27 protein-coding genes, 1 riboswitch and 1 other annotated feature are annotated in these 24,570 nt (G+C 44.4%); of the genes, 12 read left to right on the forward strand and 15 right to left on the reverse strand.

Going from position 1 to position 24,570, the window contains the following annotated elements:
* Positions 1-120: 120 nt before the first annotated feature.
* Positions 121-252, reverse strand: a complete 132-nt coding sequence (locus tag AR335_RS25140; RefSeq protein ID WP_255357555.1) for a hypothetical protein — start codon at positions 250-252, stop codon at positions 121-123.
* A gap of 56 nt (positions 253-308) precedes the next feature.
* On the opposite strand from AR335_RS25140, the gene ytkD reads away from it, so the two are divergent.
* A complete protein-coding gene (ytkD, locus tag AR335_RS07080; RefSeq protein ID WP_062233626.1) occupies positions 309-785 on the forward strand; it encodes an RNA deprotection pyrophosphohydrolase in 477 nt (158 codons plus the stop codon).
* Between the two features lie 49 nt (positions 786-834).
* On the opposite strand, the gene AR335_RS07085 is transcribed toward ytkD, so the two are convergent.
* Genes AR335_RS07085 through AR335_RS07095 form a run of 3 tightly spaced genes read right to left on the reverse strand, consistent with a single transcriptional unit; the run spans position 835 to position 3,418 of the window.
* Positions 835-1,602 (reverse strand): ABC transporter permease, encoded by a 768-nt coding sequence (locus AR335_RS07085; RefSeq protein ID WP_369795826.1) that lies wholly within the window; start codon positions 1,600-1,602, stop codon positions 835-837.
* 19 nt (positions 1,603-1,621) lie between these two features.
* Entirely contained in the window at positions 1,622-2,401 is a 780-nt protein-coding gene (locus AR335_RS07090) for an ABC transporter ATP-binding protein (protein ID WP_062233630.1), read from the reverse strand.
* A 27-nt stretch (positions 2,402-2,428) separates the two neighbouring features.
* Complete coding sequence (locus AR335_RS07095; protein WP_156418983.1) at positions 2,429-3,418, reverse strand: ABC transporter substrate-binding protein; 990 nt, start codon at positions 3,416-3,418, stop codon at positions 2,429-2,431.
* Between the two features lie 145 nt (positions 3,419-3,563).
* Here AR335_RS07095 and AR335_RS07100 point away from each other — a divergent pair, with 145 nt between their 5' ends.
* On the forward strand, positions 3,564-4,364 hold the full coding sequence (locus AR335_RS07100; RefSeq protein WP_062236936.1) for an alpha/beta hydrolase family protein: 801 nt from the start codon (positions 3,564-3,566) through the stop codon (positions 4,362-4,364).
* On the opposite strand, the gene AR335_RS07105 is transcribed toward AR335_RS07100, so the two are convergent.
* The 3 genes from AR335_RS07105 to pckA form a co-directional block, all read right to left on the reverse strand.
* Positions 4,353-4,994, reverse strand: a complete 642-nt coding sequence (locus AR335_RS07105; protein ID WP_082316174.1) for a TetR family transcriptional regulator — start codon at positions 4,992-4,994, stop codon at positions 4,353-4,355. The genes AR335_RS07100 and AR335_RS07105 overlap by 12 nt on opposite strands.
* The gene (locus AR335_RS07110) at positions 4,948-6,222 is read right to left on the reverse strand and encodes an MFS transporter (protein WP_062233632.1); all 1,275 of its coding nucleotides are present in this window, start codon (positions 6,220-6,222) and stop codon (positions 4,948-4,950) included. The genes AR335_RS07105 and AR335_RS07110 overlap by 47 nt, the downstream gene beginning before the upstream one ends.
* Before the next feature lie 198 nt (positions 6,223-6,420).
* Entirely contained in the window at positions 6,421-8,004 is a 1,584-nt protein-coding gene (gene pckA / locus AR335_RS07115; RefSeq protein ID WP_062233634.1) for a phosphoenolpyruvate carboxykinase (ATP), read from the reverse strand.
* A gap of 283 nt (positions 8,005-8,287) precedes the next feature.
* A riboswitch (SAM riboswitch) is annotated at positions 8,288-8,419 on the forward strand.
* 179 nt (positions 8,420-8,598) lie between these two features.
* Here pckA and metK point away from each other — a divergent pair.
* Positions 8,599-9,798 carry a methionine adenosyltransferase gene (metK, locus tag AR335_RS07120; protein ID WP_062233635.1) on the forward strand — a complete coding sequence of 400 codons (1,200 nt, stop codon included), beginning with the start codon at positions 8,599-8,601 and terminating at the stop codon, positions 9,796-9,798.
* A 326-nt stretch (positions 9,799-10,124) separates the two neighbouring features.
* Here metK and AR335_RS23790 read toward each other — a convergent pair whose 3' ends face one another.
* The 5 genes from AR335_RS23790 to AR335_RS07140 all read right to left on the reverse strand — a co-directional run bounded on the left by AR335_RS23790 (position 10,125) and on the right by AR335_RS07140 (position 12,083).
* Positions 10,125-10,289, reverse strand: a complete 165-nt coding sequence (locus tag AR335_RS23790; RefSeq protein WP_156418891.1) for a hypothetical protein — start codon at positions 10,287-10,289, stop codon at positions 10,125-10,127.
* A gap of 17 nt (positions 10,290-10,306) precedes the next feature.
* On the reverse strand, positions 10,307-10,858 hold the full coding sequence (locus AR335_RS07125) for a phosphatase PAP2 family protein (RefSeq protein WP_053357487.1): 552 nt from the start codon (positions 10,856-10,858) through the stop codon (positions 10,307-10,309).
* A 148-nt stretch (positions 10,859-11,006) separates the two neighbouring features.
* The gene (locus tag AR335_RS07130) at positions 11,007-11,576 is read right to left on the reverse strand and encodes a manganese catalase family protein (protein ID WP_062233638.1); all 570 of its coding nucleotides are present in this window, start codon (positions 11,574-11,576) and stop codon (positions 11,007-11,009) included.
* 24 nt (positions 11,577-11,600) lie between these two features.
* Positions 11,601-11,864, reverse strand: a complete 264-nt coding sequence (locus AR335_RS07135) for a spore coat protein CotJB (RefSeq protein WP_062233641.1) — start codon at positions 11,862-11,864, stop codon at positions 11,601-11,603.
* Between the two features lie 6 nt (positions 11,865-11,870).
* A complete protein-coding gene (locus AR335_RS07140; protein WP_053357490.1) occupies positions 11,871-12,083 on the reverse strand; it encodes a spore coat associated protein CotJA in 213 nt (70 codons plus the stop codon).
* Between the two features lie 173 nt (positions 12,084-12,256).
* Between AR335_RS07140 and AR335_RS07145 the strand changes: the two genes are divergently transcribed.
* Positions 12,257-12,658, forward strand: coding sequence for a VOC family protein (locus AR335_RS07145; RefSeq protein ID WP_053357491.1), 402 nt, complete (start codon positions 12,257-12,259; stop codon positions 12,656-12,658).
* Here the strand turns inward: AR335_RS07145 and AR335_RS07150 are convergent.
* Positions 12,631-13,149: a gamma carbonic anhydrase family protein gene (locus AR335_RS07150; RefSeq protein WP_062233643.1), complete on the reverse strand. Its 519-nt coding sequence runs from the start codon at positions 13,147-13,149 to the stop codon at positions 12,631-12,633. The two genes, AR335_RS07145 and AR335_RS07150, sit on opposite strands and share 28 nt — an antisense overlap.
* A 232-nt stretch (positions 13,150-13,381) precedes the next feature.
* Here AR335_RS07150 and AR335_RS07155 point away from each other — a divergent pair, with 232 nt between their 5' ends.
* Together AR335_RS07155 and AR335_RS07160 are read left to right on the forward strand one after the other, a co-directional pair.
* Complete coding sequence (locus AR335_RS07155) at positions 13,382-14,161, forward strand: alpha/beta hydrolase (RefSeq protein WP_062233646.1); 780 nt, start codon at positions 13,382-13,384, stop codon at positions 14,159-14,161.
* Positions 14,162-14,191: 30 nt separating this feature from the next.
* Positions 14,192-15,256 carry a tetraprenyl-beta-curcumene synthase family protein gene (locus AR335_RS07160; protein WP_062233649.1) on the forward strand — a complete coding sequence of 355 codons (1,065 nt, stop codon included), beginning with the start codon at positions 14,192-14,194 and terminating at the stop codon, positions 15,254-15,256.
* Positions 15,257-15,295: 39 nt separating this feature from the next.
* On the opposite strand, the gene AR335_RS07165 is transcribed toward AR335_RS07160, so the two are convergent.
* Positions 15,296-15,868 (reverse strand): class I SAM-dependent methyltransferase, encoded by a 573-nt coding sequence (locus AR335_RS07165; RefSeq protein ID WP_062233652.1) that lies wholly within the window; start codon positions 15,866-15,868, stop codon positions 15,296-15,298.
* Complete coding sequence (locus AR335_RS07170; RefSeq protein WP_062233656.1) at positions 15,865-16,827, reverse strand: TIGR01212 family radical SAM protein; 963 nt, start codon at positions 16,825-16,827, stop codon at positions 15,865-15,867. The genes AR335_RS07165 and AR335_RS07170 overlap by 4 nt, the downstream gene beginning before the upstream one ends.
* 295 nt (positions 16,828-17,122) lie before the next feature.
* Here AR335_RS07170 and AR335_RS07175 point away from each other — a divergent pair, with 295 nt between their 5' ends.
* The 6 genes from AR335_RS07175 (at position 17,123) to AR335_RS07200 (ending at position 24,534) form a co-directional block, all read left to right on the forward strand.
* Positions 17,123-18,316: an MDR family MFS transporter gene (locus tag AR335_RS07175; protein ID WP_062233659.1), complete on the forward strand. Its 1,194-nt coding sequence runs from the start codon at positions 17,123-17,125 to the stop codon at positions 18,314-18,316.
* A 13-nt stretch (positions 18,317-18,329) separates the two neighbouring features.
* Positions 18,330-19,007 (forward strand): site-2 protease family protein, encoded by a 678-nt coding sequence (locus tag AR335_RS07180; protein ID WP_062233662.1) that lies wholly within the window; start codon positions 18,330-18,332, stop codon positions 19,005-19,007.
* Between the two features lie 80 nt (positions 19,008-19,087).
* Positions 19,088-19,324 (forward strand) — a binding site (T-box leader).
* 80 nt (positions 19,325-19,404) lie between these two features.
* Positions 19,405-21,822: a leucine--tRNA ligase gene (leuS, locus tag AR335_RS07185; protein ID WP_062233665.1), complete on the forward strand. Its 2,418-nt coding sequence runs from the start codon at positions 19,405-19,407 to the stop codon at positions 21,820-21,822.
* A gap of 26 nt (positions 21,823-21,848) precedes the next feature.
* Entirely contained in the window at positions 21,849-22,157 is a 309-nt protein-coding gene (locus AR335_RS07190; protein ID WP_062233669.1) for a rhodanese-like domain-containing protein, read from the forward strand.
* Positions 22,158-22,306: 149 nt separating this feature from the next.
* A complete protein-coding gene (locus AR335_RS07195; RefSeq protein WP_062233672.1) occupies positions 22,307-24,220 on the forward strand; it encodes a putative bifunctional diguanylate cyclase/phosphodiesterase in 1,914 nt (637 codons plus the stop codon).
* A gap of 122 nt (positions 24,221-24,342) precedes the next feature.
* The gene (locus AR335_RS07200) at positions 24,343-24,534 is read left to right on the forward strand and encodes a sporulation protein Cse60 (protein ID WP_053357502.1); all 192 of its coding nucleotides are present in this window, start codon (positions 24,343-24,345) and stop codon (positions 24,532-24,534) included.
* Positions 24,535-24,570: the final 36 nt, after the last annotated feature.

Genomic DNA, 24,570 nt, shown 5'->3' on the forward strand with positions numbered 1-24,570 from the left:
CTTGAAAGAGACCCTCAAGTTTTTTTCAGGAGAATGGATGGGATAGCTGACGACAGTTGGAGTCAGCGGATTTTGTGGAAAAAAATGAAGAGCTTGAAAAGCAGACGTGGAAAAGTTCGCTTATCGCATCTGCTTTTCAATTGGCTCTTCAATCCCATCCCCTGCATTCGCCATTGAGTTACTAAAGATCATTTCATAAAAATGAAACGAAAATAAAATAATAGTCATGAAGTCTTTTATGAGATTGGACAAATGCATGCCTCCTTCTTTACAATGAACATAACCTAGGGATTTGGAGTAACTAAACAATGGAACCGATAATTTTTAAAGATTACTACGATAATACGGTAAAGCTTTCCTTTGAAGATCACCCGTTCTCAAAAGATCCGAAGCACGTCTGGGTGCTGTGCCGTTTCAGAGGCCAATGGCTTTTGACTGAACATCCGCGGCGCGGAATTGAGTTTCCCGGCGGCAAGGTTGAACCTGGAGAAACAGCGGAGGAGGCTGCAGTCCGGGAGGTTTTTGAGGAGACCGGAGGCCACGTATCTTCCCTACACTATCTTGGACAATACAAGGTAGACGGAAAGGGCGGCCTTATTATAAAAAATATCTATTACGCTACAGTAGATAAAATATTGCTGAAAGAGCGCTATTATGAAACAAATGGTCCGGTATTCTTTGAAACGATTCCGGAAACCTTTGAGGGCAGCAGGAAATTCAGTTTCATGATGAAGGATCAAGTGCTGATCCAGAGTCTTCAGCATACAAAAGAAAAATTTTTATAAAATAAAAACAGCAGCTGTATTAGCAGTCTGCTGTTTTTTTGTCTATTGGTTATGATTCACGGTTCTTGATTAATTTCTTTTCAAGTGCCTCAACCAGCTGATACATGACCGTTGCTAAAATTGCAATAATCAGAAGGCTCATCAGTACAAGCGTGAAGTTGAAGACCTGAAACCCATATATGATGAGGTACCCCAGTCCTTCCTTCGATACAAGAAATTCTCCGACAATGACTCCGACCCAGGACAAGCCAACGTTTACTTTTAAGGTAGAGATGATGGCAGGGAAGCAGGCGGGAAGGATGACTTCTTTAAAACACTGAAATTTAGAGCCGCCGAATGATCGAATGACCTTTACATAATTCGGTTCAACATTCGTAAACGACGTGTAGATGACGATTGTGGTAATAATGACTGAGATCAATACACCCATGGCAACGATAGACGAAAGGTTCGGCCCCAGAGCAACAATCAGGATGGGACCGATAGCAACCTTAGGCATGGCATTTAAAATAACCAGGTACGGATCAAGTACTCTTGACAGAAAAGGGAACCACCAGATCAGTGCAGCCAGTGATGTTCCGATCAACGTTCCGAGCAAGAATCCGATGACTGTCTCTGTCAGCGTCATGCCAATATGCACAAATACGCTTCCGTCAGAAATTTTTTCCGCCAGCAAGGCTGCTATTTTTGCAGGCGAACTAAAGAGGAGAGGATCAATCCATTTATGATCCGAGCTGTATTGCCATAAGCCAAAAAATACAACAAAGATGAGAAGCTGTGAAAGTCTGACTTTAATCGTTCTTCTGCGCAAATTCAGTAAGTAGTCGGAGTGGGCTTTATTCAGTATCGTTTTGCTCAATTTGCTCCAACTCCTCCCAAATTTGTTGAAACATGACCGCGTATTCCGGATGCTGGCGGGCTTCGAACGGCAGGCGCTTACGCAGATGGCCGGATACAGGAAACGTCCGGAAGATACGGCCGGGTTTCGTGGAAAACAAGATAATACGGTCGCTCATGGCGATCGCTTCACCGATATCGTGAGTGACAAGAATGGCGGTTTTGCCATGTTCATTGAGCGTAGAGGATACCAGGTCCTCCAGTTTAAGCTTAGTCTGGAAGTCTAGTGCGGAGAAAGGTTCATCCAGCAATAGGATATGGGGATTGGTCGCCAGTGTCCTCACTAAAGCGACGCGCTGCCTCATCCCGCCGGATAATTCGCTCGGATACTTGTCGAGTGTATCGTACAGTCCAATTTCCTTCATAAGAGAAAATGTATAGTGTAGTCGTTCTTCAGTAAGGCAATGCTGAAGCTTCAGCCCCAGCACGATATTATCCTTGATGGTTTTCCAAGGAAACAAGTAATCTTGCTGCAGCATATAACCGATCTTGGGATGAGGTTCTTTAATGATCTGATTTCTTAGTGTAACGGTTCCCGCTGTGGGGCTAAGAAGTCCCGAGATGATGGATAGAAGTGTTGATTTTCCGCATCCGCTCGGTCCAAGAAAAGAAACAAACTCTCCCTCGGAAACAGAGAGAGTGATGTCCTCCAGTGCAGTCGTGGCCGTATGCTTGGAAAAGTAGGTTTGACCAACCGATTTTAATTGTAAGAAGGCCACTGTGATCCCTCCATTACTATTTATGGTTTATTTCGTTGCATCACGGGAAAAAGTGGTGTTAACCAGTTTGTTGTAATCAGCTTTCTTTGGAAGTTCTCCCGCTTCTTTCATAACGGCTTGCAGGTTGCTCCATGCTCCTTCTTCAAGGATCGGATTGACCGCATAGCTGTGCTGTCCTTTATAGCGGTCGACTACCTTTTCGATGAGATCAACCGATGTATCTTCAAAATACGGAGCAATGAGAGTGGCGGTTTCTTTTGCAGAATGTGTTTCAACATACAGCTGGGCTTTATAGAGGGCCTTCGTAAAGCGTTTCAGCACATCTCCGTGTTTTTTTATATAGCTTTGTTTTGACATGTAAGAAGTGTAGGGAAGTTTGCCGGATTCTTCACCAAATGACGCAACAACATGGCCGATGCCCTTCTGCTCAAAAAGACTGGCTTGGGGTTCGAACAGCTGTACATAGTCGCCGGTTCCTGAGGCGAAGGCGTTAGCGATATTCGCAAAGTCGATGTTCTGGATCAGCTTCACATCTTTATGAGGGTCAATGCCGTGCTTCTTCAAACTGAACTCGCCGGCCATCTGCGGCATTCCGCCTTTCCTCTGTCCGAGAAACGTACTGCCTTTTAACTGATTCCATGAAAAATAGTTTGGTTTTTTCCTTGCGACCAAAAAGGTTCCGTCCGTTTGAGTCAGCTGTGCAAAGTTGATGACCGGATCACTGGAGCCTTGGGCATCAACGTAAATGGAAGTTTCAGAGCCTACGAGGGCAATATCAGCTCCGTTAGACAGCAGGGTCGTCATCGTTTTATCGCCGCCCCAAGTGGTTTTTAAATCGATATCAATTCCCTCATCTTTAAAGAACCCTTTTTCTATGGCAACATATTGGGGAGCATAGAAAATGGAGCGGGTCACTTCGGCAATTCTTACTTTATCGCGTTTTTGCTTTTCGGAGTTATCAGATGAGCATGCCGACAATAGCAGACAGGCAGTGAGAAGCAGTGTTAAGCAGAGCATGATATGAGCTTTTATCCGTTTCAAGCGGTGTGCCTCCTTTATGTTCGAATGAAGTTTTGCTTTTCATGTAATACTTTATGTGAGTTGAAAAATTGTGTGTTGGCCTAATGAAAAAAAGGAGGAATGCGCGTTGTTAGGAAGCAGCCTGATCACTCATGCACAACGATTTCCATCTCCGCATCCACAGATTACGTTATTCAAGATTACATATAAGAGTGAAGGATTAACTGTAAAAGGGCTGTTAGCTATCCCTGAACATCAGACACAGCCTCTTCCTGGATTTTTATATTTACGGGGAGGGATTAAAAAAGTAGGGATGGTACGGATTCCGAGAATCATCCAGCTTGCTTCACAGGGGTTTGTTGTAATGGCCCCGTTTTATCGGGGAAATGAAGGGGGAGAGGGGCGTGAAGATTTTTGCGGGGAAGACCGGTGCGATGCATTTCATGCGTTTGAGGTGCTCCGATCACTGCCTTCTGTTGATCAGGATCAGCTCCATATCTTTGGGTTTTCCAGAGGCGGACCGATGGCGTTTTTTACAGCGTTAAAGTTTCCTGAAGCCCGCTCACTCGTCATATGGGGAGGCGTTTCTGACATGGTCCTTACCTATGAAGAACGAGTAGACCTCCGCAAAATGATGAAAAGGGTCATCGGCGGAACACCTGCTAAAAATCCGGAGGGGTATAGGACACGTTCACCTGTATATTTCTGCGACGAACTTAACGTTCCGCTCTTATTAATCCATGGAAGCCGTGATGAAAATGTTGGAATCAAGCATTCTTTAATGCTGAAAGAATGCCTGGAGCCAAAGAAAAACGTAGAATCCTGGTTCTACCCGCAATATACCCATCATTTTCCGCCGCAGGAAAACCGGAAAATAACCTATGCTTTTTGTGAGTGGATGAAAACGCAAAACAAAGAAAAGCCGGAGCTGTCACCTTTGTGACAAGTCCGGCTTTTGTACGTTGAGCATCATTTTTAATGTGGATTCAAAAAGATCCATCTGTTTTCCGGTACGCATGAGGTCATGAGTCAGACTAATCGCTGAAATGGCTAGCCCATCAAGAAAGCTAATCATGAACCGGCTAATATCATCAACCGGGGCAATCGGTTTAAACTCACCGGCGTCCACACCCCTTTGGATTAGAACGCTAAAAATACTGGCTGCACCTTCGTATCGTTTTTCGATGTAATCTCTGTTTTCCGGTTTTCGCCAATGCGTAATTCCATATTCAACGATTGCCGCACTAAAAAGATTTTCCGTGTCTTCGTATTCAGCCCTTCTGTAGTCATCCAATAAGGTAAGGAGAGTTTTCCAAACGGATCCATTATTCTTTTGAAGGAGCTCATCCAGCTCCTTGCGGTTATCCTCCATCATTTGTTCCAATAGAGAAAGAAAGATGTGCTCTTTGTTTGAGAAGTAGGCATAGATCCCGCCCCTGCTGATGGATGTGGCATCCATGATGTCTTTAATAGAGGCAGCTTCATAGCCTTTTTGGGCAAACACTTTTTTAGATGCCATTAAAATTTCACGCTGTCGTTGTTCCTTGTGCTCGTGAGGCACTTTCGGTGACATACTGATCGCTCCGTTCAATCGATTTTCGTAAAAACAATGCCGCTATGCTTATTGTAACAAGTCCAGCGCCAGAAACAATAAATACGGAGATCACTCCGAATTGATTTCCAGCAAATCCGCCAGTCACCGGGCCTATAAGTGTCGCTAGCATTATAATGCTTCCCGTCAGGCCAAATACTCTTCCTGTCATATGAACGGGTGTTAGTCTCTGAACGGCTGTATTGAAAGGGATGAAGATTAAACCTGCGCCTGAGGCAGCTAAGAAGGTTAGCGCAGGAGCCCAGATAAATGGGTGGGGAAGCTGGAGAGAAGCCAGATATCCCATGATCATAAAACCGCCTCCAAGCGAGAAGATACCGATCGTCATCGCCAGCCATGGAGATCTGATCTGCCATTTTGTCAAACATAGGCCGGTCACGAGAAAGCCAACTCCTGAGCAGGTGACCACTAAACCTACCAATGCCGGGCTGCCCGTCTCGAGTAATCGGATCAGAACGGAAAACTGGGCATCCGCCATCTGCAAGATCAACATGGAAACAAACATGAGACCAGTGCCAAACAAAATAAAGCGCACGGTTTTCATATATTGAAAGCCTTCTTTTAAATCTGATATAACAGATCCTTTTGTGCGTTTTTCTTTTACGTGAAGCGGTTTAACACCTGGAAGCACGAACAGCAGCAAAGCGGACAAGAGAAAGCTGGCTGAATCAAGAATAAAAACGCTGCTGATTCCAGCCGTAGTTACTAAAAATCCGCTGATGGCAGGACCGATAATCTTCGTCGCGTCCTGGATGACAGAGCTGATCGAAGCAGCCTGCTGCATATCGTCATCGGACACGATTTCTTTCAGCATGCCGCTTTTGGCGGGAGTAAAAAGAGAGGAGAAAATTCCCAGAAGAATGAGCAGAATGTACACATGCCAAGGCACAGATGCAATGATCAAACCAAGAATAATGATACAGCGGAAAAAATCAGAACAGAACATGATGGTTTTACGGTTCATGCGATCGGCGATCACGCCAGCAACCGGTCCAAGAACCGTCATGGGGAGTCCAAGTGAAATAATGACAAATGACATCTCCAGCGGTGAGGCATTCCATTTAAAAGCCATCAATGAAAAAATAGCCATGATGCTAAGCCAGTCACCAAGATTGGAAATGACCTGTGCCGACATTAAAAACTTAAAAGATTTGTTCTGCCTTAATGTATTAACTGCTTTCTTTTCCATGAGATCACTCCTGGGAATTAAAATGACACTTATGTCGTTATTATAAATGACATAAGTGTCGATTTCAACCTTTTTATGGAAAATAAAAAAACCGCTTCGGCTGGGAAGCGGTTTGTAGGAGTTTTGGATCTAGCTTTAGTGCCCAGGGCTGAAAACTGAAGTTCGTTTTCAGCCCTGGGCACTTACGTTTTTCTTAACTTAGCAAAGCGGTCCTGCACTTTTAATTTCTGCTGGCACATTGTTGAATTTTTCGAAGTTTTCCTTGAACTTACCTGCAAGCTCTTTTGCTTTGCGGTCGTAATCTTCCGGGTTCTCCCAAGTCTTTTTCGGCTGAAGTACTTGATCAGGAACACCTGGGCAATGTACTGGTGTATGCAGTCCAAAAATAGGGTCGGTTATCGTTTCTACAGATTTTAATTCCCCTTGAAGGGCAGCCTGAACCATGGCTCTTGTGTAGGAAAGGTTCATGCGCTTGCCGGCACCATATTCTCCGCCTGACCATCCGGTATTCACCAGGTATACTTCTACTTCATGATGATCGATTTTTTCTCCGAGCATTTCGGCATATACAGTTGCTTCCAATGGAAGGAACGGCGCACCGAAGCATGTTGAGAAGGTCGCTTGAGGAGATGTGATTCCTCGTTCTGTTCCGGCAAGTTTGCTCGTGTAGCCGGAAAGGAAATGATACATGGCCTGTTCTTTTGTCAGTTTGCTGATCGGAGGCAATACGCCGAATGCATCAGCTGTCAGGAAGATGATCGTGTTCGGATGACCAGCAACACTTGGCTGGATAATATTCGGGATCGCCTGAATTGGATAGGCAGCCCTAGTATTTTCAGTGAACGTACCGTCGCTATAATCACCTACGCGAGTTTTATGGTCAAGAACGACATTTTCGAGAACGCTTCCAAAACGGATCGCATTCCAGATCTGCGGTTCTTTTTCTTCAGAGAGGTTGATGCATTTTGCATAGCAGCCGCCTTCAATGTTAAAAACACCAGTATTAGCCCAGCCATGTTCGTCGTCACCGATCAATGAACGATGCGGATCAGCAGAGAGCGTAGTTTTCCCGGTACCGGATAATCCGAAGAACAGAGCTACATCGCCTTCCTGCCCGACATTTGCGGAGCAATGCATAGAAAGGATCCCTTTTTCAGGAAGAATGTAGTTCATTACTGAGAAGATGGACTTTTTAATTTCTCCTGCATATTCAGTTCCTCCGATCAATACGATACGCTTCTCAAATGATATAATAATGAAGGTTTCAGAATTGGTCCCGTCTACAGCAGGATCTGCCTGAAATCCTGGTGCAGATACCACGGTGAATCCCGCTTCGATTCCTTTTAGTTCTTCAGCTGTCGGACGGATGAACATTTGGTGGGCAAACAGGTTATGCCAAGCGAATTCATTAATCACCTGAATAGGCAGCCTGTACGCGTGGTCGGCACCAGCGAATCCTTTGAATACAAACAATTCCTCTTTTTGTCCTAAGTAATGAAGTACTTTTTTATAGAGCTGCTCAAATTTCTCTTCGTTAAAGGGCTTATTGATTCTGCCCCAGTTTATTTTATCTTGTGTGCTAGCTTCGTCCACGATGAATTTGTCTTCGGGAGAACGTCCAGTATATTTTCCAGTAGTGGCCCTGAGAGCACCGGTTGAAGATAAAATGCCTTCATTTCGGAGCAGCGCCTTTTCAACAAGCATAGGTACAGGTAGATTTTCATGAGTAGCAGCGCTGGATAGAATGTCATCTAAAGTCGTCGTTAAATCAACCGTATTCATGTTCGCAAAACCATCCTTTTAAGAAATATATTTATCATTAATATCGTAAGTAAATTCGAAATTAGTATAACACATTGAAACAAATAATGTATACTATTTTATTTAGCAAATTGTAAATTGGTTCATAAATCAGGCTCTTTGTTTTTAAAAGCATAATCTTTCATTTATAATAGGTACTTAATTCCGTTTGAAGGATCGCCCAGACTCCCGCCGGAGAGGGAGAGTATAGCTTTTCAAGTTGACAGGTTTGTCGAACTGCGCTATTATATTTCGGGAACGGCTACTCTTATTCTGAGTAGGTGGAGGGACAGGCCCTATGAAACCCAGCAACCGACACTTCATCATCACATATGCATCTTGTGCAGTGAAGTGAAAAGGTGCTAACCTGCAAGGTGAAAAACCTTGAAAATAAGAGGTGAAGGCGTAGACATAAGACCTTTTCCCTCGCGTATTTTAGGTCCAGGGAAAGGCTTTTTTTATGTCTTAAACAGTTTGAACCTGAATATTTTACAAAACAAAGTATCCATATAGGAATGAGTACCGTATCTTATAAAAAAATTGCTCTATGCTTTCAATAGAGAAGGAGGATTTCAATTGTCTAAAAGTCGTCGTCTTTTTACATCTGAATCAGTAACGGAAGGGCATCCGGATAAAATTTGTGACCAAATTTCCGATGCGATCCTGGATGAAATCCTTGCAAACGACCCGAACGCACGTGTCGCTTGTGAAACATCCGTAACGACAGGCCTTGTGCTTGTTGCTGGTGAAATCACCACATCTACTTATGTTGATATTCCAAAAGTCGTTCGCGAAACGATCAAAGAAATCGGCTATGACCGTGCAAAATACGGTTTCGATTCTGAAACATGCGCAGTTCTTACATCCATTGATGAGCAGTCTGCGGATATCGCGATGGGTGTTGACCAAGCGCTTGAAGCTCGTGAAGGCTCAATGACTGATGAAGAAATCGAAGCGATCGGTGCTGGTGACCAAGGTCTTATGTTTGGTTATGCCAACAATGAAACACCTGAACTTATGCCGCTTCCGATCTCTTTGGCACACCGCCTGTCCCGCCGATTGGCTGAAGTGCGTAAAACCGAAGAAGTTCCTTACCTTCGTCCGGATGGTAAAACTCAAGTAACGGTGGAATATGATGAGGATGACAAACCGGTTCGTATCGATACGATTGTTATCTCCACTCAGCACCATCCAGAAATTACACTTGAGCAAATTCAAGCCGACATTAAAGAACAAGTCATCAAGCCTGTTGTACCTGCAGAATTGATCGACGAAAACACAAAATACTTCATTAATCCGACTGGCCGTTTCGTTATCGGCGGACCACAAGGTGATGCTGGATTAACTGGCCGTAAGATCATTGTTGATACGTATGGCGGATATGCTCGCCACGGTGGTGGAGCATTCTCCGGTAAAGATGCAACTAAAGTTGACCGTTCTGCAGCGTACGCCGCTCGTTACGTAGCGAAAAACATCGTTGCTTCCGGACTTGCTGACAAAGTAGAAGTTCAGCTTGCATATGCAATCGGTGTAGCACAGCCTGTATCGATCGCTGTCAACACATTCGAAACAGGAAAAGTTTCTGAAGAAGTATTGGTTGATCTTGTGCGCCAAAACTTCGACCTTCGTCCTGCGGGAATCATTAAAATGCTTGACCTTCGCCGTCCAATCTACAAACAGACAGCGGCATACGGACACTTTGGCCGTACAGACGTTGAGCTTCCTTGGGAAAAAACAGATAAAGCAGAAGCACTTAAAGATCAAGCAAACGCATAATACATTGAAAAAACCGGCCTTTGGGCCGGTTTTTCTTTTGAAATAAAGTTATTTTGATCAAAATAGGCAATGATTGACCAGTTTTACGAGTAAAGAGACTACTTATTGAGTGAAATGATGGTGAGCCGACCCTTGATATGGAAATAACGAGGATTTTGCAAGTAACAAAGTGAATTTCTTTATGTAAGTAGAGTTTTGAGAAGAACTTATTATCGATAAATCTTTTTTATTATCGATAAACAGATTATATTATCGAAAAACTAAATTTATTATTGAAATCGACTAGTTTATTATCGATTTGTTATTTTACGAATCGATTTAAGTGTTTATTTTTGAAAAGGTGCCTTTACAATTAAATCCGGTGGTTTATGCTCAAAGGTTTTCATGAATACAGGAAGCTTGAAGATTGCTGCTAGAGCGATTCTTGGATTGAGATTCGGACTGATTTCTTGCACAATCATCAAACGGTTTTCCTGTGGTGCTTTTTTCATGTAACCCCTCCTAAATTTTATAAAAAGTAAGGAACGAGATAAACGTTGAGTAAAAACACGGAAAAGATTCCTGAGCTGATCCCGAGGATCATACCGGCGAGCACGTCGGTTGGGTAATGAAGGCCTAGATACATACGCGAGATGCCAACAGACAACCCGAGCGGAAGCAGTAAGGTAAGCAATCCTGGATGGATGAAAGCGAGCGGGATGATGACCGAAAAGATCGCGGTCGTATGTCCTGAAGGGAAAGAATGGTCTTTCAGCGGATTACTGAAGGTCTTGGTACCCGCGATCATCAGATAAGGGCGTTTCCGTGGATAGCATTTCTTTGAGATCGCAACAGGAATATGGCTGAGAATAAGAGACAGGATTCCTGCAGCAGCAAATTTCTTCAGATCGGCAGGAATGGTAAGCAGGAGAAGCAGTGTAGTTAGAATGGTGCACGTTGCTCCGCCAATGTGAGTGATCCCATTGAAATACTTATCCAGCAAACGGTGCTGCAGTCTGCCGTTCACCCATTTAAATACATCACATTCCTTTTCATAGATCCAGCCGGTTACTCTTGCCATGGAAGTCCTCCTTGCTTTATAACGATTTCCTTTTCAGATTACAAGAGGTTTATTGCCGCTGTTTAAAGGCAGTGTGAAGAAATTGTAAATAAATGAAAAAACCGCCTGGATGAATTCAAGCGGTTTGCAGCTTCCGGTATAAATGAGGTTAAAAGAAAACCTTCTGATCACGCTCTTCTTTTAGAATTTCAACAGCTTCACGGAACCGCATGGAGTGGATGATCTCCCTTTCCCTCAAAAATCTCAGCCCGTCATTGAGATCTGGATCATCCGACATGTCGATCAGCCATTGATACGTAGCACGTGCTTTTTCCTCTGCTGCAATGTCTTCGTACAGGTCAGCGATCGGATCTCCTTTGGCTTGAATATAAGCTGTAGTAAATGGCACACCGTCTGCATTATGATAAAAGAGCGCGCTGTCATGATTGGCATAGTGGGTATCGAGCCCGGCATCCTTCATCTGCTGGGGAGTGGCATCCTTTGTCAATTTATAGATCATCGTGGCAATCATCTCAAGATGGGCAAACTCCTCTGTTCCTATGTCGGTGAGCAAGCCGATGACCTTGTCAGGGATCGTATACCGTTGATTCAAATACCGTAATGCAGCAGCAAGCTCACCGTCTGCCCCGCCATATTGTTCAACCAAAAACTTAGCCAGCTTCGGATTGCATGTGCTGACTTTAACAGGATATTGCAACTTTTTTTCATAAATCCACATAGTTGCCCTCCCATGGTTTTACTTTTATACCTGCCACGGCCAAGGTCCTTTGTTCCAATCCCAGGGAGCACCTGAATAACTGTTTCCGTATTGCTGCATCGGCCCATATTTTGACTCAATGGCTTTCTTCAATTTTTTTCGTTCCTGGGCGAAATGATTGAACTGATGGATGCTGGCTGTGTCATTTGGATGGGTATCTAAATACAGGGTTAATTCAACAAGTACAAAATCAACCGCCTGTAATTCCTCGAGGAGCTGATAATACTCAGCTGGAAGGCCTGTTTCCATTCCTGATCAACTCCTTCTTTCATAAGGATTTTCATAGTAATCATAAAATGCCGGCCAAAGCGTTCCTTTTTTTAATGCTTCCTGTGGTGAGAACTGCGGCAGGTTATAGGGCTGGAATGTCATATATAAGTGAGGAGGAGTAGAATAATACTTTCTTCCGATCGGCTGGCATGGATCGAAATTGCTATGGAAAGGAACATAGGATTTTACATGTTTCAAAGGATTTCACCTCCGACAATCGTACTCTTACTAAATTATTTTCTAACGGTGGCAATTATGTGGATTTTATCAGGATAGAGCCTACAATTTAAATAAGAAAACATCTTATGGTATGATTTATCAAGAACAGAAAAGTGATGAACGGAAAATAAAGAGGAAAGAAAGGGGAAGCCATGTACGAAGGAGTCCATCATGTATCACTAGTAGTTACTGATTTGAAAAAAGCACTTTATTTTTATGAGGGAATCTTGGGTTTTTCGGCGAGCAAAGAGCGGCCTCAGTTCGGCTTTCCAGGTGTTTGGTACGATTTTGGGGCAACACAGCTTCATTTGATCGCAAACGCAAAAGGCAAGGCTTTGAGAGGAACGGATGAATTGGATAGCAGGGATGGCCATTTTGCCATCCGTGTTACAGATATTCCGAGACTGTTAAAAAAGCTGGACCACCATCAAATACCTTATTTAAATAAGCCGGATAATAAAACACCGTGGCATCAGGTTTATGTCAGTGATCCAGATGGAAATTTAATAGAATTTAACGGAGAGCGTCAGTCTGTTTCTGAAAGTGATTTATAATATTGCCCTTTTTCTTGGTATTCGCGGCGGATCCTGTCCATGTCGGCAATATCTTCTGCGTTCAGTTCCCGTATCACTTTGGCAGGACGGCCGAATGCAAGGGTGTTCGGCGGAATCTTTTTGCCCGGAGGTACGAGGCTGCCGGCCCCGATAAACGCTCCTTCACCGATTTCAGCGCCATCAAGTACAAGAGATCCCATGCCGATCAGTGCGTTTTTTCGAATGATGCTGCTATGTAAGATCACGCTGTGCCCAACGGTTACTCCGTCTTCCAGAATAAGAGGCCGATTAGGGCTCTGGTGAAGAACAGAATTATCCTGAACATTGACGCTATTGCCGATAATGGTAGGAGAAACATCTCCGCGTATCGACGTGTTAAACCAAATAGAGCTGTATTCACCGATCGTAACATCGCCGGTAATGGTTACATAATCTGCAATATAGGCATTCTCTGCGATAACCGGGTGTTTGCCATTGTAAGGGTAAATCAAAATATCACATCCTATTTTGTATAAAATAATAAAAACAAGGCGTTTCAGCTTTTCTTGATCCAGCTTCAGCGGCTAAAAGCCTGGTCGTTTCGCTCTTTCACAAAATACAAAAAGCGTATTTGTGTTCAAGAGCTCCAACAGCCTTCGCTTTTGACCAAGCCGCCTCAGCTTTTCAACTTATTCTATCAAATGAAAGATTAATTGAAAATTATTTCGAGAAGGGGATGGGGTTATGTGGAAGTGGGAAACTAAGGAGGAAGCTAAGGGTGTCGTCATTATGGTCCATGGCGCTGGAGAATACCATGGGCGCTATGAATGGGTCATTCAGCAATTTAATCTGGCTGGCTTTCACGTCCTTATGGGAGATCTTCCGGGACAGGGAACGACGACTCGCCGCAGGGGGCACATCGACTCGTTTGATGAATACATCACGGCCATCGAGACGTGGATTGGTGAAGCTGCTCACTACTACCTGCCCGTATTTCTCTTCGGACACAGCATGGGCGGGCTTGCTTCGATCCGTGCGGTTACGGAAAGATCCTTTAATATCAAGGGCATCATTCTTTCTTCTCCATGCCTTGGACTCGCGAGCCAGCCGTCAAAGGGAATTGACACCTTATCAAGAGTATTGAATAAAGTGGCGCCATCTGTTAAATTTGCTGCAAACATTGAGCCCGTAAATAAAACAAGGAATGAGCAGGTATTGCTCAGGGATTCAACGGACACCCTTCTTGTAGACCGTGTATCTGTCAGATGGTACCGGGAGCTTGTGAATGCAATGAAGATGGCCCATACACATACCGGCCGGTTTCCAAACATTCCGCTGCTCGTCATTCAGGCAGGAGATGACCGGATCGTCGACAAACTGGCTGTCCGTGACTGGTTTAACCGGATAGAACTGCACGACAAAATGTACAAAGAATATCCCGGACTGTATCATGAAGTACTGAATGAACCGGAAAGGGATGACGTGTTTAAATTTATTAAATCCTATTTGAATCTGCATTTTTGATTTTTGATAATTGCTAGGGGTGGGAATTGAATGAGTGTACCGAATCAACCATGGGCATTAATGTATCGCATCTATCGCAATGTTCTGCCCGATGTTTCTCTCTTTCTTGAACAATGGCGTGAAAAAGCAGAATTGATTCCGAACGATGAACTTAGAAAACAAGCGTTGATGAGCATTGATACGAAGGAATTTCACTGCCAGGGAGGAGCGATTCTGGCCCTCCTGGCCGGAGATCAAAGAAAAAGAGTGATCGAATTTGTAGTGGCTTATCAGACGATCAGCGACTATCTGGATAATCTTTGTGACAGAAGCACATCGCTGGACCCGCTGGATTTTGAGGCTCTTCACGAATCAATGATCCATGCGCTTACACCGGGTGCAGACCGCAAAAATTATTATCGCATGAGGGATGATCAGAATGACGGGGATTATTTATGGAGCCTTGTTCAAACCTGTCAGAACATTCTTAGTGAAATACCGCATTACGGTTCAATCTCGGATTCATTGCTTGATTTGGCTCACTATTATTGTGATCTGCAAATACATAAGCACGTGATCATTGAAGAAAGAGTTCCGCGGCTGCAGGCTTGGTTCAGCAGCCATAAAGATTCTATCCCAGCGATGAGCTGGTATGAGTTTTCAGCTTGTACAGGTTCAACGCTCGGTATTTTTTGCCTCGTTTCGTATGCATCACAGCAAAACCTTACGAAGGAACAAGTGAAAGTCATTAAGAACGGCTACTTTCCGTGGGTGCAAGGCCTTCATATACTGCTCGACTATTTTGTGGATCAGGAAGAAGATAAAGAGGGCGGCGACCTTAATTTTTGCTCATATTATGAAAATGGCAATCAGCTTCTTGAGCGGTTTGGTCATTTCGTCCAGCAAGCGGATAACAGCATTGACCGCCTGCCAGACCGCAAGTTTCATAAATTGATCAACCGTGGTCTATTAGGCATCTATCTGGCTGACCAAAAAGTCGACCGCCATCCGGGAATTAAAAAGACGGCAGGGAAAATCATGAGAATGGGCGGAAGCTATACTCTCTTTTTCTATATGAACCGAAGACTAATGCAAAGATTAAGACCTTCCATCTAAAAAAGGAGCGGAAACTGCTGCGGCAGCTTCCACTCCTTTTTATTTTTTCTCAATGGCGACAATATAGGGAGGATCGTTCTTTTGGTTGATGAATCCGTACTGCAGGACATGAGCCATTTGCTGATCGAGGCCTTGAGCATATTCCATGACTGCGTCTTTTTCCACTTTTCCTTCCGGGTGTCCGTGGTAGATCACCAATACAGCAAGGCCTCCCGGCGCCAGCAGGTCAAAAAGCTGATTTATGGCTTCGATGGTGGATTCACTCTGAGTTACAATTTCTTTATCTCCGCCAGGCAAATAGCCGAGATTAAAAACAGCACAGGCAATTTTCCCGTGATACGAATCTGGGATATATGATTTCATATGATGATGTCCGGTGTTAAAAAGCGTTACATTATCTTCGGCCCCATGCTCCAGCAGACGTTTTCTAGTGTTTTCAATCGCCTCTTCTTGTATATCAAAACCAAAAACATTGCCCTCGATACCGACGAGGCGGGAAAGGAATAATGTGTCATGGCCATTCCCGCATGTGGCGTCAATGACAGCACTGCCTTTTACAGCCGCACTTTCCAGCAATGTCCGTGCAAACGGAAGTATACCCTGGATCTTCATAGTGGTTGTACCGTTTCCTTTTTATAAAATTTCCCTTGAAAGCTGTCCCTGCGTTTCATTTCGGATTCAATGGCATTCAGTACTTTCCACTTGTTCATGCTCCACATCGGCCCGATCAGCAGATCAGGCGGTCCGTCACCAGTGAGACGGTGGATCATCATGTCAGGGGGAAGGATTTCGAGCTGGTCGCAAACGAGCCCGACATACGTATCAAAATCTAAAAATTCCAGCATTCCCTGGTCATATTGCTTTACCATCGGCGTTTTTTTCAACAAGTGCAGCAGATGGATCTTTATGCCCTGCACATCGAGCTTGGCGACTTCTTTCGCGGTTTTCATCATCATTTCAGGTGTTTCCAGGGGAAGCCCGTTAATAATGTGGGAGCATACACGAATATTATGCTTACGGAGCTTATTAACGCCATCAACATACGTTTGATAATCGTGTGCACGGTTAATAAGCAGAGCAGTCCGTTCATGGACCGTTTGCAGACCAAGCTCCACCCATAGATAGGTCCGTTCGTTCAGTTCGGCGAGATATTCGACTACATCATCAGGGAGACAATCCGGGCGGGTCGCGATCGCAAGGCCAACTACACCTTCCTGTTCCAAGACCGTCTCAAACATTTCCCGAAGTTTTTCAACTGGTGCGTACGTGTTGGAGAAGGCTTGAAAATACCCAAGATATTTCCCCTTTTTCCATTTACGGTGCATGCGTTCTTTGACGGTGTTGAACTGGGTGATCAAGTCATCACGCCGGTCTCCGGCAAAATCACCGGACCCGCTCTGAGAACAGAACGTACAGCCGCCATAAGCAGCTTTCCCGTCACGGTTTGGGCAGTCAAACCCGCCATCCAGCGTAATCTTAATAATCTTCTCATTAAAATGGCTCCGCAGATGCTGATTCCATGTATAAAAACGTTTATCGCCATAATGGGCGGGAATAATCGATTGAGACATTGTGTCACTCCTTAGTTAGAAAAGCTGAAGCGCCCGTTTAGCGCTGAAATCCCGCATTCGGGCGCCATGCAAAAAAACACCGCCCAGCCGCCAACCTGCCAGGCACTCAAACACCAATACCGGGCTACCCAAGCCCCTTCTTACACACTACAAGCCATTTTAGCACGGGGGGAGCAAATCTCCAACAGGAAGAAAAAGAGCTGTTTATGGGAAAAGGCGTGTCTGCGGATTGTCACCGGGCATAAAAAGCTCTACAATACTTAGGGGTATTTCTTTCTTGTTAGGGGGGCTTTGATTGCCTAGACCGCTTTGGCTGCTGGTGATTGGAATGGTCCTGAATGTAACGGGAGCATCGTTTTTGTGGCCGGTGAATACCATTTATATCCATGAGCATCTAGACAAGTCATTGACTGTCGCCGGCATCGTGCTCATGTGTAACTCAGGAGCGGGGGTTCTTGGGAATCTTGCCGGGGGTCTGGTGTTTGACCGCCTTGGGGGATACAGAGCCATACTCACTGGTGTATCTGTCACATTGGCAGCCCTTATTATGCTTGTTTTTTATCATGGTTTTATGTTCTACGCTTCTCTGTTGGCTGTTATCGGTTTTGGCATGGGTATTACTTTTCCATCGATGTACGCGATGGCGGGAACCGTTTGGAAAGAAGGAGGAAGAAAAGCGTTTAACGCTATCTATGTCGCTCAGAACGTCGGTGTTGCTGCCGGTGCGGCATGTGGTGGGTTTGTTGCTTCCTATTCCTTTCAATGGTCTTTTATTGGTAACGCATTGCTTTGTGCGCTGTTTTTCCTGCTCGTTCTGTTTGGGTATAAAGGAATCAGCAATAAAGCTTCCGAAATTTCGCCAGAAACGATTTTAACGCAAGATTCTAAGATTAAGAACAAAACCATCTTTACCGGGCTCCTGATTTTGTGCGGCGGTTACTTGCTGGCCTGGATCAGCTATGTGCAATGGCAATCGACCATCGCCGTTTTCACGCAGGAAGCAGGTATCAGCCTGAAGCTGTACAGCTTGCTTTGGACGGTCAACGGAGCATTGATCGTATTGCTGCAGCCCGTGCTGGCCTACATATTAAAACACTGGATTACTTCAACGAAAACTCAAATTCTCGTAGGCTATCTTATTTTTATCGTTTCATTTGTAACGGTCAGCCGTGCCGAAGCATTCTCAGGTTTTATGGGAGCCATGGTTATTTTGACGATAGGTGAAATGTTCGTCTGGCCGGGTGTGCCGTCCATCGCCAATGATCTGGCTCCGGCAGGAAGGGTAGGTTTTTATCAGGGAATCGTCAACAGTACGGCGACGGCGGGGCGGATGATAGGCCCGTCTTTTGGCGGCATTCTTGCTGATGTTTGGGGAATGAAGACTGTTTTCGGGGTAATTTTTGTTTTGTTTATGATCAGTATTGTGCTTACTCAAATCTATGACCGGAAGATTGCTGTTGGAGGTCTTTCACAGAAAAAGACAGGTTAGATAGGAGAGCTGAATGGAAAACTTCTTGGCTTTTAACTTACAAGAGATGCCTTTTGTCATTATTTCATTGGTTATTGCGTTTACGGTTCATGAATTTGCTCATGCTTATGCGGCGTATCTGTGCGGTGATTCTACGGCTAAAGACCAGGGGCGCTTGACGCTCTCACCTGTTGCCCACCTTGATCCGATCGGTACGATCCTTTTATTGATCGCCGGTTTCGGCTGGGCCCGGCCAGTGCCTGTGGACCGCAGGAATTTTAAACGTCCTCATTTATATAGCATTCTCGTATCGATCGCCGGACCTCTGAGCAATATTTTAATTGCAATAATAGGAGTTATCATCTTTTATGCCCTCTTTTCAACCGGTGTAGTGGACAGTGTGCCGGAAAAGGGAGTCGACTTTATCGACAAGATGATCAATATGCTCGTTTATTTGAATGTTCTGCTGTTTGTGTTTAATTTATTGCCGATCCCGCCTTTGGATGGCTACCGTGTACTGGAAGATTTGGCGCCTAACCGAATCAGGGCCAAGATGATTCAATATGAACATATTGGTGTGATCATTTTTTTGATCCTCATCATTACGCCGCTGGACAGATATACCATCTATCCGATTTTTAATACGATCGTTCCTTATGTGGCGAACTTGGTGGACAGCTTGATCCGGCCATTCTTTGAATCTGGTATATAACTAGGAAAAAAGGGCTAAGCTGAGTAGCAAACAGACTTGACATTTTACGTTTGAATTCATACAATACAAGTTAAATATGGTAAATTACGATGATAAGGATCAGTAAAAAAGCAGAGGGATCTAGAGAGTTGACGGACGGTGCAAGTCAACCCTGAACCTTTTTGAACTCACCTTGTAGTTGCAAAAGTGAAAAGAAAGCTTTAGCTTTTGCCGTACACCCGCGTTAAGGGACCAATGAGCGAGCGTGTTCTTTTGCGCTAATGTGGGTGGTACCGCGGCAGGTTATGATGACATAAACACAACCTTTCGTCCCTGAATGATTTAGGGGCGGAAGGTTTTTTATTTTGCCTTTAATTTGCTAAAGGATGAATGTGAGTGACAGGGAGGAAGAGAAAATATGCATTACGATCACAAAAAGATTGAGCCGAAATGGCAGCAGTACTGGGAAAAGAATAAAACGTTCAAAACGGAAGAGGAATACTCCAAGAAGAAATTTTATGCATTGGATATGTTTCCTTACCCGTCTGGAGCCGGTCTTCACGTAGGACATCCGGAAGGTTATACAGCAACGGACATCCTCTCCCGAATGAAACGCATGCAGGATTATAACGTGCTTCACCCAATGGGATGGGATGCGTTCGGTCTTCCGGCTGAGCAATATGCACTTGATACCGGTAATGACCCTGCCGAGTTTACTGAAAAGAACATCAATACATTCCGTCGCCAGATCAAAGAGTTAGGCTTCTCTTATGACTGGGACCGTGAAGTAAACACAACTGATCCGGAATACTACAAATGGACACAGTGGATTTTCATCCAGCTGTATAAAAAAGGATTGGCCTATGTTGATGAAGTGCCTGTTAACTGGTGTGAGGCGCTTGGCACAGTACTTGCCAATGAAGAAGTCATCGACGGCAAGAGCGAGCGGGGCGGCCATCCCGTCGTCCGTAAGCCGATGAGACAGTGGATGCTGAAAATTACGGCTTATGCGGACCGTTTGCTTGAAGATTTGGAAGAGCTTGATTGGCCTGAAAGCTTGAAAGAGATGCAAAGAAACTGGATCGGCCGTTCAGAAGGTGCGGAAGTTCATTTTGGAATTGACGGACATGACAAACAGGTAACGGTGTTTACGACTCGTCCGGATACGCTATTTGGGGCGACATACCTTGTCCTTGCTCCTGAGCACTCTTATGTGAATGAGATTACAACAGAAGAGCAGAGTGAAGCAGTAGAACAATATAAAAATGATGTCGTAACCAAATCCGATCTTGAGCGTACAGAGCTTGCCAAAGAAAAAACCGGTGTGTTCACAGGCGCATATGCCGTTAATCCGGTAAACGGCAAGAAGGTGCCAATCTGGATCGCTGATTATGTACTTGCAACCTATGGTACAGGTGCGATCATGGCTGTTCCTGGGCATGATGAGCGTGACCATGAATTTGCTGTGAAATTTGACCTTCCGATTATCGAAGTCGTAGAAGGCGGAGACGTACAGACAGCTGCCTACGCAGGCGACGGCAAACATGTTAATTCGGATTTCTTGAACGGTCTTGAAAAAGAAGAAGCCATTGAGAAAATGAACAGCTGGCTTGTAGAGAATAACAAGGGTGAAAAGAAAATCACGTACCGTTTGCGTGACTGGCTGTTCTCCCGCCAGCGTTATTGGGGAGAACCAATCCCAATCATCCTTTGGGAAGATGGAACAATGACACACGTCCCAGAAGAAGAGCTTCCGCTGCGCTTGCCAATCGTCAAAGAGATCAAGCCGTCCGGCACAGGTGAATCTCCTTTAGCTAACGTAGAAGACTGGGTGAATGTCGTTGATCCGGAAACCGGCAAGAAAGGACGCCGTGAAACGAATACCATGCCGCAATGGGCAGGAAGCTGCTGGTACTATCTAAGGTACATCGATCCTAAAAACAGTGGAGCTTTAGCAGATCCAGAGAAAATCAAGCACTGGCTGCCGGTGGACATCTATATCGGCGGTGCAGAGCATGCGGTACTTCACTTGCTGTACGCGCGATTCTGGCATAAGGTTCTTTACGATCTAGGCGTAGTTTCCACAAAAGAGCCGTTTCAGCGGTTGTTCAACCAGGGAATGATTCTTGGTGAGAACAATGAAAAAATGAGTAAATCCAAAGGAAATGTGGTTAACCCGGATGAAATCGTAGCTTCCCACGGAGCAGATACTCTGCGTATGTATGAAATGTTCATGGGACCGCTAGATGCATCCATCGCATGGAGTACGACCGGCTTGGACGGATCCCGCAGATTCCTTGACCGTGTATGGCGTCTGCTTGTTGCGGATAATGGAGAGCTTAACACGTCCATTCAAGATCAGCATGGTACAGATTCCTTTGAACGTGTATATCATCAAACGGTGAAAAAAATCACCGAAGATTTTGAGGGGCTTCGCTTTAACACAGGAATCTCTCAATTGATGGTATTCGTTAACGAAGCCAATAAGCAAAACGTTCTTCCGAAGTATGCTGCTGAAGGGTTTGTGAAGCTGCTTTCCCCGATCGCTCCGCATATTGCTGAGGAGTTATGGGAAAAACTAGGGCACAGCGGGTCTATCGCATACGAATCATGGCCGGTGTGGGACGAAGCGAAACTAGTGGAAAAAGAAGTGGAAATCGTTGTACAGATCAACGGTAAAGTAAAAGCTAAGCTTAGCGTACCGGCTGATATAACGAGAGAAGACATGGAGCAGGCAGCGATGGATAGCGATGCGGTTCGAAGCAGCATCGAAGGCAAAACGGTCCGTAAAGTGATTGCGGTTCCTGGCAAGCTCGTAAACATCGTAGCCAATTAATAAAGACTTTGACAGAGGTGAATGGAATGGAAGATCAAATCAATACGATCACTCCCGAAGAAGTGAAAAGCAAGCTAAAAAAGGGTGAAACAATTTCTCTCATCGATGTTCGTGAGGATGAAGAAGTCGCTGAAGGAAAAATTGCCGAGGCGAAGCACATCAAAATGATGGAAGTTCCAAATCGTTTAGACGAGATCAACAAAGACGAGGAGCATATCCTCATCTGCCGCTCAGGAAAAAGAAGCGAGAATGTAGCTCACTTTTTACAGGAAAACGGTTATAAAGTGAAGAGCATGGTCGGCGGCATGATGGCCTATGGCAAGGATTCAGAATAACTATAGTTAAGACATAAAAGAACCGGCTGCTATTGAGCAGCCGGTTCTTTTCATGCGGTTTCGTTTTTTTACATAAATTACCTCTATTTTTTCTTCAATAAACTTAACGAATGAGCCGATATAAGAATATAACGACTCTGGGGGATAGAATGCATAAACAAAACCTACTCTATTTTTTCATACTTCTATTCGCAGCCCGCATGTTTATTGGACAAACTGGCTATTTAACTGGCTATTTGCAAAACGATATGGCTGACCTTTTATTTGATGCAGTGTTTGCTCTTATTCTCATATTTATGTATTTCCGGGTTTCTAAAAAACATAAGCAAAACAGCGCTTTTCTTGAAAAAGAAATTGAAGAGCACAAGTCCACGATGGATGAGCTTAGAAAAAGCCGGGAAAGGCTTCAGGATATTTTTGATACGATTGATGTTGCCATCTGGTCACATAATCTTAAACAAAACAAACTGATGATCACCCAGGGAATTGAAAAACTTTATGGATACAGCTTGGATACGTTCATTCAAGATGTTGAACTTTGGAAGAAAGTCATTCATCCCGAAGATTATCCAATCATTGAAAAGAGAGCGAAGAAGATAGCGCGTGGAGAAACGGTGACCAGCGAGTACCGTATTACGCGGCCAAACGGAGAAATACGATGGATTCAGGACCGTGGGATTCCAATCCTTGACGAATCGGGTGAACTGGTTGACTTCAGTTCAATCCTTTATGATATCACCAATCGAAAACAGGCAGAGAGCACGATTGACCACATGGCTTATCATGATGATTTGACTGGATTGCCGAACAGGCACAGGTTTCAGGAAGTGCTGGAACAGAAAATGTTTGAAGCAGATATCAGCAAAAGCAGGATCGCTGTGATGTTCGTTGATTTAGACCGTTTCAAAATAATAAATGATACGCTCGGCCACCGCTTTGGTGACTTATTGCTTCAGCAGGTTTCCTTTCAGCTAAAAAATCTTGTCCGCCCTACGGACCACGTGTTTCGCCGAGGCGGAGATGAATTTATTCTATTGATTGAAAATACGGACGAAGCGGAAGTGAAACAGCTTTCTTTGCGTATTTTGAATCAGTTTAAAAAGCCCATCCTGATCAGAGGTCATGAGATTTTCAGTACGCTTAGCCTTGGTATCTCCTTTTACCCGGGACATGGACTTGATGTGGACGAACTCATCAAAAATGCTGACACTGCCATGTACGATGCAAAAGAAAAAGGCAGGGATAATTATCAATTTTTCAATGCTGCTCTTAACGAATCAATGAGGGTGAAGATGCATCTGGAGAATGGCCTTCGCAAAGCCGTTCATCGCCAAGAGTTTACCCTTTGTTACCAGCCCTTAATTTACCTGCCGACGGGGCGGATCATTGGTACAGAGGCGTTAATCCGCTGGGAACATCCGGAATTCGGCAACATCCCGCCATCTGATTTTATCCCGGTGGCTGAAGATACAGGGCTGATCATTCCCATTGGTGATTGGGTGATAGAAGAAGCATGCCGGCAAAATAAAGTTTGGCAGAACGAAGGGCATGAAAAACTGGGCATCGCTGTGAATATTTCGGTGAAACAGCTGGAGGATCCGGGGTTTCCTGACAGGATAAAAAAGATTCTTGCTTCTTTTGACATGGAACCTTCTTTTCTTGAACTGGAGATCACAGAAGGGATGATGCAAGACTTTGATTCTTCCATTCCTAATATCAAAAGACTGAAAGATCTAGGTTTAAAAATATCCATCGATGATTTTGGAACCGGTTATTCCTCATTAAGCTACTTAAAGGTGCTTCCGATCGACACTTTGAAAATCGATAAATCATTTTTGGATGATAGCCTCGAAAGCTTTCGGGGGCAAGCACTTGTCAAAACGATTATTGATATGGGAATCAACTTACAGTTTAATGTGATCGCAGAAGGTATAGAAGATCGGATGCAGGTGGAATTTCTGCTTTCTCAAGGCTGTTTGATCGGGCAAGGGTATTTTTTCAGCGAGCCGTTATCTCCGACAGAATGCGAAGAATTCTTCCAGAAACATTTATTACCAAGGTGAAAATAAGATAAATTTCATTTTTCCTTGTCGACAAAACGGGGTTCACTCTTCAAAACTAGTGGAGTTTTTACAAAGGATTCGACTTAAGTGATAGGGAAAACATACCCAGGAGGTGCTGGAGTATGCTGAAAATAAAGTTGTTTGATGAAGAACATGAAGCTGATCTGGAAGAAGCGGTTAACGGCTTTTTGGAGAACCTCCATGAATCGAACATCAAAGATATCAAGTATCAGGTTTCGATCAGTGACAGTTTAAGGGAGGAAGAGGAACCTACCATATACTCCTACTCTATAATGGTTATTTATATTGAATAAAAAAAGGGAACTCCCTCGGCATGAGCTGAGGAGTTT

The organism is Fictibacillus sp. FJAT-27399 (assembly GCF_001510655.1).
Taxonomy (GTDB): domain Bacteria; phylum Bacillota; class Bacilli; order Bacillales; family Fictibacillaceae; genus Fictibacillus_C; species Fictibacillus_C marinisediminis.